Genomic DNA, 18,608 nt, shown 5'->3' with positions numbered 1-18,608 from the left:
AAAAACGAGATCCAAAGATCCCGTTTTTAAAATTCTTTTGGTTTTTTTTCCTCTTGCTCAATGAAATGACGTGGGAAATTAAAAATCACACAAACTTTTCCGACTCCATTTCCCGCAGAGCGATTCTCGATTGCGACCGTCCCGTCATGACGCTCAACGATCCGTTTGACGATATAGAGACCAAGCCCAAACTTTCCTTCCTTACCACGTGAAAATTGATGAAACAGTGGCGAGGAGGCGTCAAGCGGTGGTCCATCATTTTCGATTTCAATATGAACCTGATCCGCTGTTCCAGACAATCGGATATCGATTCGTGTTTCGGCATAACGAATCGCGTTATCCATGACATTTTCGAGCGCAACACGTAACTGCTCTCCTTCACCAAGAACAATTCCCGCTTCTCCACTGACATGCCACTCGAGTGACTTCGTCCCAGAAAAACGATTTTTCAACAGATGCACCATCCGGTCGATGTCAACATTGTCCCACGTCGAACGATCGAGCTCGAAATAGTCGAGCTTCGTGACGTAGAGTAAAGCCGCGACTTTTTTCTCTAACCGTTCCGCTTCTTCATCAATGACGGATACGGATCCGGTCAAATCACCATCTGGATAAATCCCGTCTGAGATAGACTGGGCATAACTTCGGATGACCATGATCGGCGTCTTCAAATCATGGGAGATGTTTTGAAGTAATGATTTTTGTGCCTTATCTTGTTTTTCAAGATCCATTCGCATCGCATCGACGGATCGTGCGAGTCGTCCAATCTCATCCCCACGGTCAAGCGGAAGTGGTGTATCCCACTTTTGAGCCGCAATTTTCCCGACCGCTCCCTCGATTTCGACGAGTGGATGTGTCAGACGTCGCGCTAACCAAAAGGCAATGAATAACGTAAAGATACTCCCAATGATGACGACGAATCCGATTTTCGAGAACAACTGTGTAATCAGTTCTTGCCGATATGCATCCCAAACATAGGAGACACGATAGTACGTTTCACCACTAACCTCGATTTTTCGAATACTGTAGTATACATCTTCTTTATCAAGACGCGTCGTATACTTTGCCGTAACCGTTTTTTGATCAATCGCATCACGGTACATCTGATTGATCAGCTGTTGTGGCGCTCCACCGTAATAGAGCTTTCCGTTTTTAGAAAGGAGTAAGATGTTAACAGAACGGGACTCCTGTTTTCGGCGGTCGAATTCAATCGGATTATCCTGAAGCATCTCGATGACGGAGGCGTCCTTCGAGAAGAAGACTTCGCTATTCTCAAGTGTCGCATAGACCTGTTCATCGATGAAATTTCCAATCGATGACCGGATGACCAGGAGAATGACCGCAGAAAGCGTGACGATGACGAGCAGAAACATCGCCCAAATCTGGAATCCGAGACTGCGGTTTTTCATGCAGACACCAAGCGATAACCGATGCCGTAAATCGTTTCGAGCTCAAGCTTCGATAATTTTTTACGGACGCGACGAACGAGATCATCGACGACTCGGTCTGAACCGAAGTAATCGTCACCCCAGACGCTGACGAGAATCTGCTCGCGTGACATCGGCGTCCCGATTTGTGTGGCGAATAAAATCAACAAATCGTACTCTTTCGACGTCAAATCGATTTCTTGACCATTCTCTTCGATGATTCGTTTCTCTGGATAAATCATATAATCGCCGTATTGGATGACACCACTCTTTGGTGTCGCATACGTTCGTGCCAAAATCTTTTTGACGCGGATGACGAGTTCTCGCGGAAGGAACGGTTTTGCGATGTAATCGTCTGATCCCATCTCAAGACCAATGATTTTATCGATGTCCTCATCCCGAGCCGAGATGAAGATGACAGGTGTCGTCTCATCATGTGCCTTGATCCGTTTAATCAATTGAAAACCATCCATATCCGGTAGCATGATGTCTAAAATCCATAAGTCAGGCTTTTCAACGATGGCAGAGGCCGCTGCCTCACCAGACGTAAACGATTTCACCTGCCATCCCTCTTGCTCCAAATATTTCACGAGTACACGATTCAAGTTCACTTCATCATCAACTAAATAGATTGTATGCATGGCTCTCACTCCTCGACTAATGTGCTTTGTTTCAGTGTATCAAAGGAATTCCGCAAAATTATGGGAGAGTGGATAATAATTCAAAAAAACCTTTCTTTTCAAAAGAAAAGAAAGGCGAAGTCATAAATTTTCTATTATTTGACGAGACGGAGCGCTGGATACGCTACTTGCTCGTTCTTTGAAGTCACAGGTGTTGCCTGTTGACGACGTTCCATTTTTACGACGTGCGTCAAAAATCCAACGCCGCCTCCTAGCAATACCGTTACACCCGACATTAATAGAATCTCCATTTTCTTCGCCACCTTTTCCATCGCAATTGATAATCAGTATCATCCTCAAACTGACTATAGCATGCTCAAACGAAAATGAGAAGCGTTCTCATGAAATTAATCGTCTAAAAACTTTTGTTGTTCCAGTTCATGGCGTTTTCGAATGATTTCCTTCCAATCGAATTGTCCTTGTTCGAGACCATTGATTAAAATTTCAGCAGTTCCGACATTCGTCGCAAGCGGCAAATCGTATACGTCACATAATCGAATGAGTGCCGAGACGTCCGGCTCATGCGGTTGGGCCGTCAGTGGATCCCGTAAAAAAATCACGATATCGATTTTTCCTTGTGCTACAAGCGCTCCGATTTCCTGATCCCCGCCGAGTGGACCTGACTTACAGCGATGGACGTGCAGATCGGTTGCTTCCATGATCCGTTGTCCGGTCGTTCCTGTCGCGTATAATGTATTTTTCTTAAAGAATGCGGCGTAAGCCCGTGTAAAACCCATCATCTCATCCTTTTTCTCATCATGTGCAATCAATGCGATATTCATTCGTATCCCCTCCTTCTTGTCTATGCACAGAAAAAGAACTTCAGAAACCTGAAGTTCTTGAGACAGTCATGAATTCGTCGGTTGTTTCTTCAACACGGTCCGTAAAATCTTTCCGGTCGTATTACGAGGTAATTGATCGATGAACTCAATCTGTGTCGGACATTTATATTTCGCGAGTGATGTGGCACAGAACGCCTGCGTTTCCGCTTCCGTCATCGTCTCACGAGCAACAACGAATGCTTTGACGGCTTCGCCCATCTCCTCATCCGGTATGCCGATGACGGCGGCTTCAATGACGTTCGGATGTTGGTAGAGGACTTCTTCGACTTCACGCGGGTAGACGTTGTAACCACCGACGATGATCATATCTTTTTTGCGATCGACGATATAGAAATACCCGTCTTCATCTCGACGAGCCAAATCACCTGTATATAACCAGCCATCGCGTAACGTCGCTTGCGACTCTTCCGGCATCTTGTAATAACCGGTCATGACGTTTGGTCCCCGAACAATCAATTCTCCGACTTGACCATCTGGTAATTCTTGTCCGAGTTCATCGACGACCTTATTTTCGACATCGACGATCGATGTTCCAATCGAGCCTGGTTTTTGAACACCATTGACCGGATTGAAACAAGTGACGGGTGATGCTTCCGATAAACCATATCCTTCGAGGATATGACATTGGAATGTTCGATCAAATGCTTCCAGAAGCGGCACTGGAAGACTCGCTCCTCCTGAGACGAACAAACGTGTTGATTCAAAATAGGTCGCATATTCCGGATGTGCCTTCACGGTTTGAAGTAAGAAATTATACATCGTCGGTACACCCGCAAAAATCGTCACCTGTTCTTTTTTTGCTAATTCAAACGTCTCTTGTGGTGAAAAACGTGAAGCAATGATGATTGACGCCCCATGTGCGAGTGAAGCATTGACGACGACCGTCAAACAAAAGACATGGAACATCGGTAATACGGCAAGTGTCCGGTCGCTACTGGATACATGTAGATAATCCCCAATCGAGCGCGCATTCGACGTCAGATTACGGTGGGATAACATCGCACCTTTTGGTTTTCCTGTCGTTCCACTCGTATAGAGAATGACAGCGATGTCGTCCAGTTCATTCGTCACTTCGGTTAATGGATGTTCGATTTCGAGCCAGCGATCGAGCGTGATGAACGTCACTTGTTGATGTGTTTCGTTTGGTCCTTCTTGATCCGCGTAAGGAACAGAGACGACAATCTTGAGATTCGGTAAATGCACAAGACGATCTTTTGCAGCTTCGACGAGTGGTGCAATCCCTAAAATCCCCTTCACATCACCGTTCATCAGGATATACCCGATCTCGTCCGGTGTATATGTAGGGTTGATCGGAATCGCGATTGCCCCTTGTTTCATGATGGCGTAATACGCCACTAGAAACGCTGGGCTATTCCCTAAGATCAGCGCGACATGATCGCCTTTTCGGATCCCGTTCGCTTCGAGCGCACCGGCTGCCCGGTGAAACTTCTCGACAAACTCACGATAGCTGACTTGCGTGTCCTCAAACACATACGCCGTTGAATCCGGATGTGTTCGAGCAGTTTCTTCGACGGATTGAATCAATCCAAGCATGAGCAAAATTCCCCTTTCGAATGAATGACTATTCATTTTTTACGTAAAAAAAATCCATACGTAGTCAAAAGCGACCGTATGGATAGTGTAACACTTTTTGGAAACGTTTTCACCGAGTTTCTTTTTAACCGTTGACGATGACGCCACCGTTTAAGTGAAGGACTTGTCCTGTCATATAACTTGAATCGTTACACGCGAGGAAAACATATGCCGATGCCATCTCAGCCGGCTGCCCTGGGCGATCCATCGGTGTATTTTTCCCGAATGTCTTGACTGATTCATGTGGGAACGTTTCCGTGATAAGCGGCGTCCAGATCGGACCCGGTGCGACAGCATTGACACGAATGCCTTCTTTCGCTAAGTTCATCGAAAGACTCCGCGTGAAGCTGACGATTGCGCCCTTCGTCGCAGAATAGTCAATCAAAAGCGCGTTCCCTTCGTATGCCGTCGACGATGTCGTATTGATGATGGCAGAACCGAGTGAAAGGTGCGGTAAGGCAGCACGGGCAAGACGCATCATTCCGAAGATATTCGTCTTGAACGTCTTTTCCATTGACTCGTCTGTGATGTCCTTCAGACTATCTTCTGGTTTTTGCATACTCGCATTATTGACGATGATATCTAAGCGACCGAAACGATCGATCGTTTTTTGGACGAGTGTTTCACAGTAATCTGCATCTCCGATATCCCCTTTAGAAAGTAGGACTTCGCCGCCTAATTCCTCAAGGCGAGCCTTCGTTTCTTCTGCCCCTTCTTGATCACCGTAGAAGGCGATGACGACTTTCGCTCCTTCTCGGACATAAGCAATTGAGACAGCACGCCCGATTCCAGAGTTGCCGCCTGTGACAATCGCGACTTTTCCTTCTAATTTTCCTGCTGCCTTATAATCATCACGCTCATAATATGGTAACGGCTGTTCATCCTCCGTTTTTGGTAATCCTTCTGAAATCCGTTCAAAATCAATAAAGTCCGTCAACGAACCTTCTAAAAAATTATCTTTATTATAGCCCATGAAAAAAACTCCCCCTATGCAGTTGATAGAAGGAGTTTTCCCATAAAGACTTACGCTAAAACGTCTAGCACCTCATCTAGTTCGACGGCACCGAAATATTTTTTCAATTCGTACCGACCGAGCACTTCGCGAAGTGACGCGCGATCATAGCGTGAACCTTCGAGCGCCCGTGCGATTTCTTCTGCATCCTCGACACCAAAGAAGTCACCGTAAATCTTCGCTTCTTCAATGATGCCTTTTTTGACGTTCAATCGGAAGTCAATCGTACCGATTGGGAAACGTTTTTTATGGATGACGTCGAATTTCGGCGATTTTCCGAAATTCCACTCCCAGTTGCCATAACGTTCTGCTGAGATGGCACGTACTTTATCCCAGTCCTCTTCAGTTAAGATATACCGTTCAATCTCTTTCCCTTCATAGATCGAAGCAAGGAGATGATCGACGAATTGTTCCATCGTCAATGGTTCTGACAGGAATTCAGAGATATTCGCGACACGACTCCGGACTGATTTAATGCCTTTAGAGCGCATCTTCTCTTCACTGACGACAAGCGCATTGACGACTTCTTCGATGTTCGAATCGAGCATCAGTGTACCGTGACTAAACATCCGCCCTTTCGTCGTGAACTGGGCATTCCCACTGATTTTCCGACTTCCGACATGAATATCGTTTCGTCCGGATAGCTCCGCTTCGACACCGAGTTTATGCAGCGCTTGTACGACTGGCTCCGTGAACTTTTTATAGTTGTTGAACGAATCACCGTCATCTTTTGTCAAGAAACTGAAGTTCAAGTTTCCTTCGTCGTGATACACAGCGCCACCACCTGAAAGACGACGGACGACGTGGATCCCGTTTTCCTCAACATACTTCAAATTGACTTCTTCGTTCGTGTTCTGGTTTTTTCCGACGATGATTGATGGACCGTTGATATAAAACAAGAAATAGTCTTCTTCATTGACGTTTAGGTTGTTCAAGATGAATTCTTCGACAGCGAGATTGATTCGCGCATCGCGAATCTCAGGATGGAAGATGAATTTCATAAGGGTTTCGTGCTCCTTTGTGATGGAATCATAATGTGATCAGTTACAGCCGTCAACACCACACGCGTCACCTTCAGCGATGACTTCAAGTGTTTGTTCTTGGCGCATCTTCGCGAAGACTTGTTCGAAGGCTTCCACTGGTTGTGCGCCAGAAATGGCATATTTCCGGTCAAAGACGAAGAACGGTACACCACGGACACCCAGTTGTTGTGCCATCGCTTCTTCTTCTCGAACATCTGTCGCCAGTTCTTCTGACGCAAGAAACGCTTTGACATCTGCCTCATCAAGTCCTGCTTCTACTGCGATTCGTGTCAGAATGGCTGGGTCATTCAAATCTTCTCCATTCATGAAGTACGCTGTGAACAGTGCTTCTGATACTGCATTCATCTTACCATGTTTTTTTGCGAATTGAGTCAGGCGATGAGCCTCGAATGTATTGGCTGGGATGACACGATCCATCTCGTAGTGTAAGCCTTCCTGACGTGCCGTATCAACGACACCTTGCGACATATTCCGTGCCTGCTCGAGAGTCGTTCCATATTTTGACGCGAGAATTTCGTATAAGCCTTGTGTCGGTACCGCTGGTGCATCTGGATCGAGTTCAAAGCTCTTGAATTCGACCTCGACATCTAATTTTTCATTCACAATCGCTTGTTCTAAGCGACGCTTCCCAATATAACAAAACGGACATGCATAATCTGACCATACTTCTACTTTCATCTGTGTTCTCTCCTTTTGTGCAATTTCATACATTAAGCATAGTCGCCTCTAGACAGAGTTGCAATCTTTCCGCCCGCGCCAATACGAATATACAAAAAAGGAATCAAGATCATATTGATCTTGATTCCTTGATGAGTTAGAGAGCTTATTCTGTCACGAGTGCATGTGCTGCATCTTCGATTTCGATATCGAGTTCTTTCGTATAAGCATCTGTTTGTTCTGCTGTCCAGTTCAAGACAGATTTCATTTCTTCGATGACGGCATCTTTGTGCGCACGAGCCCAAGCGATGTCGAAGAAGACAGCACCTGTACGGCGGATGAAGAAGTCGATCGGACGAGCGACCATTTCATGTTCGATGCTGTAGTGGAGTTGTGCATAGACAGAACGTGGAAGAGCTGTCGTTGCTGCATCGAATGCTGCTGCATATTCAAGTACTTTCGGTAAGTTCGAACCGTAGCGTTTTGCTAGGAATTGAACTTCTTCTGTCGTTAGACCGTTCGTTGCTGTTTGAGCTTTTAGGAATTCAGCAAATCCTTTTGCTCCGCCGACGTGTCCACCAGACATTGGCATGTTTTTCGTTGAGCAACGTGCGTACGCGACGTTTTCTTCTTTTTTCAAGAGTTTAGCGACGAGATCAACGACGTGCTCACCCATTTTACGGTATCCAGTCAATTTCCCACCCGCAATCGTGATGAGACCTGACTCAGACTGCCATACTTCATCTTTACGAGAGATTTCAGAAGGATCTTTTCCTTCTTCATAAATCAATGGACGTACACCAGCCCAGCTTGATTCCACGTCTTCTGCTGTCACTTTAACCTCTGGGAACATGTAGTGAATCGCGTCTAGGACGTAGTCTTGGTCTTCGACTGTGAACTTCGGATGTGCAGTATCTTTATCGAAGAACGTATCTGTCGTACCAACGTACGCTTTTCCATCACGTGGAATCGCGAAGATCATCCGACCGTCTGGTGTATCGAAGTAGACCGCTTGTTTGAGCGGGAATTTCGATTGATCGATGACGACGTGGACACCTTTTGTCAAACGAAGTTGTTTCCCGACTTTAGAGCCATCTTTTTCACGTAATTCATCAACCCATGGACCTGTCGCGTTGACGACTTTTTTCGCACGGATTTCATGGACGTCACCTGTCAAGAGGTCCGTCACACGCATGCCGACGACTTTTCCAGCATCATAGATGATTTCTTCTGCTTTTGTATAGTTGACGACGCGTGCACCGTGTTCAACCGCTTCTTTCATGACTTCAATCGTTAGACGGGCGTCATCTGTACGGTACTCAACGTAGTAACCGCCACCTTTAAGACCTTGTTGTTTGACGAGTGGTTCTTTTGCCAATGTTTCTTTCGCAGATAACATCGTCCGCCATTCCGAACGTTTAACACCTGCTAAGAAGTCATAAACACGAAGACCGATTGACGTACTGAACGGTCCAAACGTACCGCCTTTATGCATCGGAAGCAACATCCACTCTGGTGTCGTGACGTGTGGTCCGTTTTCGTAAACGATCGCACGTTCTTTACCGACTTCCGCGACCATTTGAACTTCGAATTGTTTTAAATAACGTAGACCACCATGGACTAATTTCGTTGAACGACTAGACGTACCGGACGCGAAATCCTGCATTTCGACGAGGCCAATCTTCATACCGCGTGACGCTGCATCGAGGGCGATCCCCGCACCTGTGATACCGCCACCTACGACGAGTAGATCGAGTTCTTCACGTGTTAATCGATTATAGACATCTGCACGGTTTTTGCTTGAAAATGGTTGGTTAGCCATGAATAGTTCCTCCTGTTTAGGTTCGAAAAAAAAGAGACCACAACAAACACGCTGACTATGTCAACTGCTGCTGTGGTCTCTCCATATTCTCCGACCGATTTATTAACTTGACCTTACTATAACATACCTCACATCATTTGAACAACATCGTAGCTTGAACAGCTTTTTGCCATCCACCGTAGAGCGCATCCGTCTCTTCTTTTGCCATGCTCGGCTCGAAACGACGTTCTTTTTTCCATTGCGTCGCAATTTGTTCACGGTTCTCAAAGAATCCAACAGCAAGACCTGCGAGGTACGCTGCACCTAACGCCGTCGTTTCATTGATTTCCGGACGCTCAACTGGTGCTTGGATGATATCACCTTGGAACTGCATCAAGAAGTCGTTTTTGACTGCTCCACCATCGACACGGAGCGTTTTCATCTCGATGCCTGAATCTTGCTCCATCGCAGATAGGACGTCGCGTGTCTGATAAGCGAGTGATTCAAGTGTCGCGCGGATGAAGTGTTCTTTTTCCGTACCACGTGTCAAACCAAAGACTGCACCACGAACGTCTGAATCCCAGTAAGGTGTACCGAGACCAACGAACGCTGGTACGACGTAGACACCGTCTGAAGACGTGACGCGTGTTGCGTACCCTTCTGATTCTTTGGCATCATCAATGAGACGTAATCCGTCACGTAACCACTGAATCGCAGATCCTGCGACGAAGATACTTCCTTCTAAAGCATACTCCACTTTTCCATCGACGCCCCATGCGATCGTCGTCAGCAATCCGTGCTCTGATTTCACAGCCTCTTCCCCTGTGTTCATCAACATGAAGCAGCCTGTACCGTACGTGTTCTTCGCCATTCCAGTATCAAAACACGCTTGACCAAACAATGCTGCTTGCTGATCGCCCGCTGCTCCAGCAATCGGAACCGCTTCTCCGAAGAAGTGATATCCTGCTGTCTCTGCGTACACTTCAGAAGATGGTCGTACTTCCGGAAGCATCGCTTTTGGGACATCTAAGATGTCGAGTAACTCGTCATCCCATTTTAATTCATGAATGTTATACATCAACGTACGACTTGCATTCGAATAGTCGGTCACATGTGCTTTTCCGCCGGATAATTTCCAGATGAGCCACGTATCGATCGTACCGAACAATAGTTCACCACGTTCAGCACGTTCCCGTGCTCCTTCGACATGATCTAAAATCCATTTGACTTTCGTACCAGAGAAATAAGCGTCAATCAATAGACCTGTCTTCTCACGGAAGAGCTCGGCATGACCGGCTGCTCGAAGCGCTTCACAGATTTCAGCCGTTTGTCTCGATTGCCACACGACTGCATTATGAATCGGTTTCCCTGTTTCTTTTTCCCAAACGACAGCTGTTTCACGTTGGTTCGTGATCCCAATACCAGCAATCTGCGATGGCTTTACGTTCGCCTCCGTCAGACAAGTCGCCACGACAGCAAGGACACTTCCCCAAATCTCGTTTGCGTTGTGTTCGACCCAACCTGGTTTCGGAAAATACTGCGTGAATTCCTGTTGCGCTGAATGGACGATCTCGCCGGCACGATTAAACAGGATCGCACGTGTACTCGTCGTTCCCTGATCCAATGACAAAATGTAGTTCTCCATCTCTTCCCCATCCTTTTGTATCTAAATAAGTTAAGCTGACTTTGACTCCACTGACGTTGTTTTGTTCGGACGAACACCGAATCTATAGCATAAGCCTAATATGACGATTGTCACAAGTCCTACAATCCAAAAAGCCGGTGTATCTTTTCCTGTGAAGACCGAACGATAAAACAATCCGCCAAGACTTCCACCGAGAACTGGTCCGAGAACCGGAATCCATGAGTATCCCCAGTTCGATGATCCTTTTCCGTGGATCGGTAGGATGAAGTGAGCGATACGTGGACCAAGGTCCCGCGCCGGATTCATCGCATATCCTGTCGTGCCTCCGAACGACATACCGAGGCTGACGATCAAGAAACCGACGATCAATGGATTTAGACCATCGGAGAACTTATTCGCTCCGATCGACAACAACCCGATGACAAGTAAGAATGTCGCAATCATTTCACTCATTAGATTGGCAAATGTATGTGGAATCGCTGGTGACGTCGCAAAGACGCCGAGTTTCGTTGCTGGGTCTTTCGTCTCCGCCCAGTGTGGTAAGTAATGGACGAAAACAAGACTTGCACCAAGTATCCCGCCGGCAATTTGAGCGACGATATAGCCTGGTACGTCTGCCCATGCAAATGAACCGTCAAAGGCTAAACCAAGCGTTACTGCTGGGTTAAGGTGTGCTCCACTGAATTGACCGACAGCATACGCTGCAATCGCCACGGCAAACCCCCACGCAAACGTGATGACGATCCAGCCTGCATCCTTCGCAAACGATTTCGTCAAGCTAACGCCTGCACCAACACCATTCCCAAGCGCGACAAGCAAGGCTGTACCTAAAAATTCCGCTAGTAAGGGTGACATATATGTTCCTCCTTTTGGTTATGTGAAAAAAGCAACATAAAAAGGAGATCCACGTCAGTTCATGCTTGAATGTTCTTCAAGCAGGACTCACACGTGAATCTCCCTTTTCTCCGTCACTTTGTATCAACTTGATATCACTATAACAATCAGTGAAAACGCTGTCAAATAATCCGAATGATTTTCATCACAATCCAGTTAAGAGCGTGGTTCAAAATGACGCCACAAGTCCTTATTCGATGTTGTGATACTAGAGGCACCTGCTTCAATCGCTTGTTCCACTTCCTCGACCGTATCGATGAGTCCACCGGCGAATACGAGACGCCCTGTCTTTTCTTTCACTTCTTGAATGTACTTTGGCATTAACCCTGGTAACACTTCGATGTAATCAGGTTGCGTCCGTTCCATGAGTTGATAACTTTTTTCGAGTGAACTGGAATCGAGTAAGAACATGCGTTGCATCGTCTTGACCTTTTTTTGACGTGCTTTCAAGATGACGCTCGCCTTCGTCGAAATGACACCATACGGCTTCAATTCTTGGCAGACGTATTCTGTGGCATATTCATCATTTTTTAACCCTTGAACGAGATCCATGTGCAAAAACATTTTTTTGTCGTAACGATGCGCCATCTCATAGACCGCTTTTAAACGCGACACATGCATTTCGAGTAAGACCCCATATTCATATGGACTCTTCAGCATCTTTTCAAAGTCTTCTAATTTTCTAACGGAAGGCAGGATCTTCTGTCCGAAATATGTCATATGTTCTCCCCCTGATTCGTAATGTGTCCTAAGTATGTCGTGAAACATAAGGAATAGGCAATGCTCTTTTCATGAAAATAAGTGAAAAGAGCGCTACGATTAGGGTATAGCTTAACGAAACGATTTATTTTTCAGGAGGTGAACGCGCAGTCCTATCGTCTGTGCACGTCAATGAGTCAGCAAAAACGGATTGCCATCTATTTATTCTCTATTTTAATTAACGCCTTAGGAAACAGCTTCATGGTGACCGCCTCGATCGGGAGTGCACCTTGGACATCAGCGAGTGAAGCCGTCGCGGCGATCTCTCCTTTAACTGTCGGACTAGCGATCATCGTCTTACATGTGCTCGCTTTGATTGCGGCACTTTCTCTTGGGAGTCGATTTAGTTGGTGGACGATCGTCCTCAGTTTCGCACTCGTCGTCCTGTTCGGCGCTGCGATTGATTTCTTCTTATCCATCCATCAATTGATTTATACACCACAGGGACTTTGGATGCGTGCCGTGTACATGTTGATCGGCATGCCATTGATTTCACTTGGACTCGCTCTCTATCTCCAAATCGGATTCGTATTGATGCCACCGGATTACTTGATGAAGTCACTGATCAGCCGCTTTAAAAGTACATCGCTCGGAGCAACGATCAGCCTTGGCATTCCTTTTTTGATTGCTTGCCTCTTTTCACTGATTGAACGCGAACTGATCGGCATCGGAGTCGGAACTTTCATTTTCCTCTTATTGAACGGTCCACTGATCGAATGGTTTCAGCGATTGTTCCCGATTACGGCACGTCCACCTAAACGGACAAGCAGTTAAGCTAAAAAAATGTACACTTCTAGATGGATTATCTGGAAGTGTACATTTTTTTCTTAAGTGTATGATTTTTTTTGGAAAATCAAGATAGAACCACCGAACAAGACGATAATATGCGCAAGAACGAATAAAACGGAGAACGTCAAACTTGTTCCCATGACTTCGCCCATCCCATAACCTGCCGTTCCTTTAAAGTACATCGACCAGTCGAGATGCATGAACACGATCCACTTAGCGATTTCCGGTTTTAAAGTAAGTAAAATGCCACCGACAATCGCTGTGAAGAATTGAGCCAACACGGTAAAACCGATGATCATTCCAACTGAGCGGAACAGTAAAGAGAAGAATAGTGTCATGAAAATCGTAAAGATCGGATTCACAAGCTCAACGATCGTATCACGGAACACGAGTGGATCGCCCGCCTCTGAAAACGCAAAAGAACCGGCGTAAAGGACGACAACGATGAACACGAATTGGAATAACATGATCAAGATCGAAAAGATCAGTTTCGAGAAATAAATCGTCATTCGGGAATACGGACTCATCAACAAATGTTTCATCGTATCGTAGCGAATCTCATTTCCGATGACTTCTGCCGTGAAGACAATCGTAATGATACCGAGCAGTCCTGTTAAAATCGAAAGCGTATCCGAGTAATAACCGCTCCGATCAAATGAAATATCATTCGTTTTCGCAATAATGATCAGACCTACAGCAATTAATACATATAATACTAAGACAATCTTCGCTTTTTTAGTCGTCCACCATTTCATCCATTCATTTTGTATGAGCGAAAGCATGTGAATCCCCCTCTTTTTTCGTTACTTGCAGGAATTGTTCCTCAAGCGTCAAACGTTTAACGGTCAGTTCATGTAAATCGGCAATCGGCACGACGAGTCGAGCGATAGCTGGACATTCACTTTCCGGTGCGGTGATAATGATTTTATTCTCAAGTACTTCTGATGGGTAGTTTGCGACGCGAAGGGCATTGAGTACATCTGTCATCGCTTCCGCATTGACACGAAGAGCGATTTTCGCTCCGGTTTCATTACGAACGGACTCGACCGACTTGATGACACCCTGATCGATGATTGCGTAACGATCACTGATTTGTTCCATCTCACTCAACATATGGCTTGAAATTAAAATCGCGATATCTTGCTCACGCGCCATTTGGCGTAAATATTCACGAAGCTCCGCAATCCCGGATGGATCCAGACCATTCGTTGGTTCATCTAAAATCAAGACGCGCGGGTTATGTAGCAAGGCACGAGCAATTCCGAGTCGTTGCTTCATTCCGAGTGAGTACTCTCCGACTTTTTTTGAAAGCTTTCCTTCAAGACCAACGAGTCGTGCTAGTGCATCATAATCCACTTGACCGAGTCCCGGAATGAGATTTTTGGCATGAACCAAGTTTTGTTTTCCTGTCAGATAAGGATAAAACGCTGGATTCTCAACGATTGCTCCGATTTGCGTCAGCGCTTTCGAACGCTCTTCTACGACATCAAATCCATTGACCGTGACTTTTCCTGCATCCTGCTCGAGTAGTCCCGTGATGATGCGAATCGTCGTCGTCTTCCCTGCTCCATTCGGTCCGAGGAAGCCGAACACTTCTCCTGGGGATACCTCAAAACTGACGTCTTTTAAAATTTGCTCTTTTCCGAGACGCTTTGAGATATTTTCAATCTTTAACATCTGCTCTTCCTCCTCATTCATATTTTGTCTATGCTATTAGTGTACGTGATTTTAAAGGATAAGTTTCATTTCTTACAAATATGTAATCCGATTCCAATTAAAAAGGCGTAACAGTAGAAATTTTATACTAAAAATAAAGAATGGAGTCTTTATCAGATGATTTTTTTTGAAGAAGTGACACGCAAACACTTTCCGATCATCCAATCGTTGTACGCGAGTGTTCCAGAATATGCGCGCTTAGAAGAACGAGTGCTCCCGCTCTCTGATTCGACCTTACAAGAAGAGTTTTTAAATCCCGATACCGTATCGCTGATTGGGTATGTAGACGGAGAACCCGTCTTACTGATTGACTATCTACCGAAGCATCCAAAAGACGGTACACCTTGGATCGGTCTGTTCTTACTGGATGCTTCTCAACACGGTACGGGAATTAGCAGTCGGTTACTATCCGCTTTTTGTGATCAGTTCCTAAGTCAGGAACCTCATATTCATCTCGCGATCTTACCCGACAATTTAAGAGCCCGTCGTTTTTGGGAAAAACACGAATTTCGATACGCGCGAACGAGTATCTCGAATCGCGAACAACACGTAGACGTCTACGTGTATGATGTAAGTAAAAACAAATGAAAACGCATGAATGGAGTATCACACAATGTCCAGACCCTCACTTCGCTTTGATGTTTTGTTAGCGGGATTGATTTCCCTGCTATTTTTTAGCATGACGCTCGGATTAACTTTTTTCATTAGTCACCATGCAACAAACCGACTCCAATCGGAAGTCGGGATGAATCTGTCAACGACCGCTCACCAACTGTCTGATAAGCTTGATCATTACATGTGGTCACGTTATGCCGAAGTAAAATTGCTGGGTTCCTTATCAACGATTCAACAAACAGAACAAAAAGCAGAAACACGGCAGACACTCGAAGAGTTACAACGACAGATTCCTGACTTTTCTTGGATTGGTCGCTTAGATGCGAAAGGTAAAGTCGTTGCGTCAACGAATCAGATTCTTGAAGGAACATCGATCAAGGAACGCCCTGTCTTCCAACAAGCCTTGTCACAACCATTCATCGGCGATGTCCATGAAGCTGTTCTACTCGCAAAATTATTGCCAAACCCAAGCGGTGAACCGTTACAATTCGTCGATATTAGTACACCTTTGTACGATAAGGGGCGATTTTCTGGTGTCCTTGCGACACATCTCAGCTTCGAATGGGCAAAAGCGATCGAACAAAGTTTTCAGAGCGCCACGTCCTCTCTCCAACAAGTCGATGTCTTCATCATTAGTCAAGATCGAAAGACGATTTTGCTTGGACCGAACGGATGGAGCGGTAAAACATTACCTGATAGCGTAACGCTGACTTCGAATGCTTCTGCGACCGCCTCTTGGCAAGGGAAAGAATTCGTCTCTGGTCAAAGTACAAGCCGAGGTTACAAGGATTACGATGGATTAGGTTGGACGGTTCTCGTGCGTCAACCGACTTCGATTGCCTTCGCTGATGCCGACGCTTTACGTCAAACGATTTTTATCGCCGGATTGATTGCCTCTTTCATCACAGCCGTACTCGGATGGATGTTAGCGAAGTTATTGACACGACCATTATTGAAAATCACACATGCCGCCCAACAGATGCAGGATGATCCCTCAAAATCACTCCCGAATCATCGTGGAATCCGGGAAATCGAGACACTGACGGATGCCTTACAACGACTGATTCATCGCTTGCTACATACCGAACAAGAGAAATTGACGTTTGAACGCTTGTCACAACGCGACAGCCTGACGGGTCTCGCGAACCGCAACGGTCTCGCTCAATACATCGAACAATTGCCTGCAGAAACGCATTCTATTTATCTTTGCCTCGATTTGGACGGCTTTAAGGCAGTCAATGATACGTATGGTCACGCGCTAGGCGATCTCCTGCTGATCGAGGTCAGTCAACGTCTCGAACAATTACTTCCACCGGGTGGATTCGTGGCTCGTCTGGGCGGCGATGAGTTCATCATCGTCTTGACGACTCAATCCTTAACAGAAGCACGATACTTAGGTGAACAATGGATTGCTCACGTCTCGATGCCGTATCACTTAGAAGAACAAACCGTCCACATCGGGATGAGTATCGGAGTCGCCGAACAGATGACAGGAGAATCACTCGAACAAGTCATGCATCGCGCTGATTTAGCGCTCTATCGTTCGAAGCAAAACGGCAGAGGATGTATGTCCGTTCATTGACCATTCAGGACGGAGGATTGACAAGCGCAGCTCTCCTCCGTAAGGTGAACGAGAAGCGTATAATTTTTCAACGAGGAGCTGTCAACATGAATCAATGGACACGTGAAGCACGATACCGTCCCCTCTCGGATGTCGATCCGAGCGTCTACCAAGCGATGAAGGAAGAAGTTCGAACATCTCCTTGGCGATTTTCTTACCATATTCAACCTCCGACCGGACTTTTGAATGATCCGAACGGCTTCGTCTATCATGATGGTCTTTATCATTTGTTTTATCAATGGTTTCCACTCGGACCTGTACACGGGCTGAAGTACTGGTATCACATGACATCAAAAGATCTTGTACATTGGTTCGATGAAGGAGCCGCCTTGATCCCAAATGACGATCCTGATTCACACGGTGCTTATTCCGGTAGTGGCTTCATTAAAGATGATCAAGTGCACATCATGTATACCGGTAATAAACGGGATGCCGATTGGAATCGCCATACGAGCCAAATCGTCGGTCATCTCCGCTCGGATGGACGAATCGAAAAACATTTACCACCTGCTATTCCAAACGTTCCTGAAGGATATACGGAACATTTCCGTGATCCGAAAGTCTTCCAAGATGCATCGGGCATCTGGTACTGCATCATTGGTGCACAGCGTAGTGACTTGACGGGCTGTACTGTCATCTATCAGTCTCAAGATGCAGAGCACTGGACATTCCTCGGTGAATTACAGACGAACAATCCAATATTCGGTTACATGTGGGAATGTCCTGATTATTTCGAGCTGGATGGAAAAGGGATCCTCCTCTTTAGCCCTCAAGGGATTGAACCAGATGGTCCGAACTATCAAAATATTTTCCAGTCCGGTTATTTCATCGGCGAACCGTTAGCTTTACCCGACTTAACATTCACACACGAATCGTTCCAAGAACTCGATTTCGGATTTGACTTCTACGCGCCACAAACAACTGAGGCGGCAGATGGTCGACGGATTCTTGTTGGTTGGATGGGGTTACCGGATATCAGTTATCCTTCTGACATCTATAACTGGGCACATGCTTTGACATTGCCACGTGAATTAACGATCGAACAGGGGCAACTTCGTCAACGACCTGTCCGTGAACTGACACAGCTACGAAAAGAGACGCTGTTTGACGAAACGATTCTTTTCGAACAAGACGTGACGATTGCGGAAGCCGAGATTTTCGAGCTCGTGATGACAGACTTAAAACTATCGTCGGACTCGTTCCGCTTCTCGATTCGTCAAGACGCCACTGAAGAAACCGTATTCCATTACGATGCTGTATCACGTCAATTTACAATCGATCGAAGCCGATCAGGTGCGGAAGTACCTGCTGAATCATTCGGCACTTCGCGATCGACGATTCTTGCGAAGGACTTGCATACATTACGTTTGTTCGTGGATCGTTCTTCGTTTGAACTTTTCCTGAATGACGGAGAAGCCGTTGCATCTGGACGGATTTTCCCGAAAACATCCAGTCGAGGGATTGCCTTCTCTGGTGAAGCAGGTGCGCATCTATCGCTCTACGATTTATCTTAA

The 18,608-nt window shown here is 46.0% G+C and carries 18 protein-coding genes; 4 read left to right on the top strand and 14 right to left on the bottom strand.

The window, feature by feature from the left end; all coding sequences use genetic code 11:
• Nucleotides 1-26: 26 nt before the first annotated feature.
• The 12 genes from ITJ88_RS10070 to ITJ88_RS10015 all read right to left on the bottom strand — a co-directional run bounded on the left by ITJ88_RS10070 (nt 27) and on the right by ITJ88_RS10015 (nt 12,314).
• On the bottom strand, nt 27-1,409 hold the full coding sequence (locus ITJ88_RS10070) for a sensor histidine kinase (RefSeq protein WP_195865585.1): 1,383 nt from the start codon (nt 1,407-1,409) through the stop codon (nt 27-29).
• Nucleotides 1,406-2,068: a response regulator transcription factor gene (locus ITJ88_RS10065; RefSeq protein WP_023467381.1), complete on the bottom strand. Its 663-nt coding sequence runs from the start codon at nt 2,066-2,068 to the stop codon at nt 1,406-1,408. The genes ITJ88_RS10070 and ITJ88_RS10065 overlap by 4 nt, the downstream gene beginning before the upstream one ends.
• A gap of 134 nt (nt 2,069-2,202) precedes the next feature.
• On the bottom strand, nt 2,203-2,358 hold the full coding sequence (locus ITJ88_RS10060) for a hypothetical protein (protein ID WP_195865584.1): 156 nt from the start codon (nt 2,356-2,358) through the stop codon (nt 2,203-2,205).
• A 96-nt stretch (nt 2,359-2,454) separates the two neighbouring features.
• Nucleotides 2,455-2,889, bottom strand: a complete 435-nt coding sequence (gene mgsA / locus ITJ88_RS10055) for a methylglyoxal synthase (protein ID WP_023467379.1) — start codon at nt 2,887-2,889, stop codon at nt 2,455-2,457.
• A 66-nt stretch (nt 2,890-2,955) separates the two neighbouring features.
• Complete coding sequence (locus ITJ88_RS10050) at nt 2,956-4,503, bottom strand: fatty acid--CoA ligase family protein (protein WP_195865583.1); 1,548 nt, start codon at nt 4,501-4,503, stop codon at nt 2,956-2,958.
• Nucleotides 4,504-4,627: 124 nt separating this feature from the next.
• Nucleotides 4,628-5,515: an SDR family oxidoreductase gene (locus ITJ88_RS10045; RefSeq protein ID WP_023467377.1), complete on the bottom strand. Its 888-nt coding sequence runs from the start codon at nt 5,513-5,515 to the stop codon at nt 4,628-4,630.
• Nucleotides 5,516-5,565: 50 nt separating this feature from the next.
• On the bottom strand, nt 5,566-6,555 hold the full coding sequence (gene lplA / locus ITJ88_RS10040) for a lipoate--protein ligase (RefSeq protein ID WP_023467375.1): 990 nt from the start codon (nt 6,553-6,555) through the stop codon (nt 5,566-5,568).
• A 39-nt stretch (nt 6,556-6,594) separates the two neighbouring features.
• Nucleotides 6,595-7,275, bottom strand: a complete 681-nt coding sequence (locus ITJ88_RS10035) for a DsbA family oxidoreductase (RefSeq protein ID WP_195865582.1) — start codon at nt 7,273-7,275, stop codon at nt 6,595-6,597.
• 145 nt (nt 7,276-7,420) lie between these two features.
• On the bottom strand, nt 7,421-9,076 hold the full coding sequence (locus ITJ88_RS10030) for a glycerol-3-phosphate dehydrogenase/oxidase (protein WP_023467373.1): 1,656 nt from the start codon (nt 9,074-9,076) through the stop codon (nt 7,421-7,423).
• Nucleotides 9,077-9,209: 133 nt separating this feature from the next.
• Nucleotides 9,210-10,700 carry a glycerol kinase GlpK gene (gene glpK / locus ITJ88_RS10025; RefSeq protein WP_195865581.1) on the bottom strand — a complete coding sequence of 497 codons (1,491 nt, stop codon included), beginning with the start codon at nt 10,698-10,700 and terminating at the stop codon, nt 9,210-9,212.
• A gap of 30 nt (nt 10,701-10,730) precedes the next feature.
• Nucleotides 10,731-11,555, bottom strand: coding sequence for an MIP/aquaporin family protein (locus ITJ88_RS10020; protein ID WP_087679766.1), 825 nt, complete (start codon nt 11,553-11,555; stop codon nt 10,731-10,733).
• A gap of 195 nt (nt 11,556-11,750) precedes the next feature.
• Nucleotides 11,751-12,314 (bottom strand): glycerol-3-phosphate responsive antiterminator, encoded by a 564-nt coding sequence (locus tag ITJ88_RS10015; protein WP_023467370.1) that lies wholly within the window; start codon nt 12,312-12,314, stop codon nt 11,751-11,753.
• A 171-nt stretch (nt 12,315-12,485) separates the two neighbouring features.
• Between ITJ88_RS10015 and ITJ88_RS10010 the strand changes: the two genes are divergently transcribed.
• Nucleotides 12,486-13,127, top strand: a complete 642-nt coding sequence (locus ITJ88_RS10010) for a YczE/YyaS/YitT family protein (protein ID WP_195865580.1) — start codon at nt 12,486-12,488, stop codon at nt 13,125-13,127.
• A gap of 53 nt (nt 13,128-13,180) precedes the next feature.
• Here the strand turns inward: ITJ88_RS10010 and ITJ88_RS10005 are convergent, their stop codons facing one another.
• Nucleotides 13,181-13,924 (bottom strand): ABC transporter permease, encoded by a 744-nt coding sequence (locus ITJ88_RS10005; protein ID WP_195865579.1) that lies wholly within the window; start codon nt 13,922-13,924, stop codon nt 13,181-13,183.
• Nucleotides 13,902-14,819, bottom strand: a complete 918-nt coding sequence (locus ITJ88_RS10000) for an ABC transporter ATP-binding protein (protein ID WP_195865578.1) — start codon at nt 14,817-14,819, stop codon at nt 13,902-13,904. The genes ITJ88_RS10005 and ITJ88_RS10000 overlap by 23 nt, the downstream gene beginning before the upstream one ends.
• A gap of 156 nt (nt 14,820-14,975) precedes the next feature.
• Here ITJ88_RS10000 and ITJ88_RS09995 point away from each other — a divergent pair, with 156 nt between their 5' ends.
• From ITJ88_RS09995 to ITJ88_RS09985, 3 genes are all read left to right on the top strand, one after another.
• On the top strand, nt 14,976-15,446 hold the full coding sequence (locus ITJ88_RS09995; RefSeq protein WP_195865577.1) for a GNAT family N-acetyltransferase: 471 nt from the start codon (nt 14,976-14,978) through the stop codon (nt 15,444-15,446).
• Nucleotides 15,447-15,471: 25 nt separating this feature from the next.
• Nucleotides 15,472-17,055 (top strand): sensor domain-containing diguanylate cyclase, encoded by a 1,584-nt coding sequence (locus tag ITJ88_RS09990; RefSeq protein ID WP_195865576.1) that lies wholly within the window; start codon nt 15,472-15,474, stop codon nt 17,053-17,055.
• An 86-nt stretch (nt 17,056-17,141) separates the two neighbouring features.
• Nucleotides 17,142-18,608, top strand: coding sequence for a glycoside hydrolase family 32 protein (locus ITJ88_RS09985; protein WP_195865575.1), 1,467 nt, complete (start codon nt 17,142-17,144; stop codon nt 18,606-18,608).

The sequence above is a fragment of the Exiguobacterium abrahamii genome (assembly GCF_015645365.1).
GTDB lineage: Bacteria > Bacillota > Bacilli > Exiguobacteriales > Exiguobacteriaceae > Exiguobacterium_A > Exiguobacterium_A abrahamii.
The sequence above is the reverse complement of the archived record's forward strand: the minus strand, read 5'-3'. Positions and strand labels throughout refer to the sequence as shown.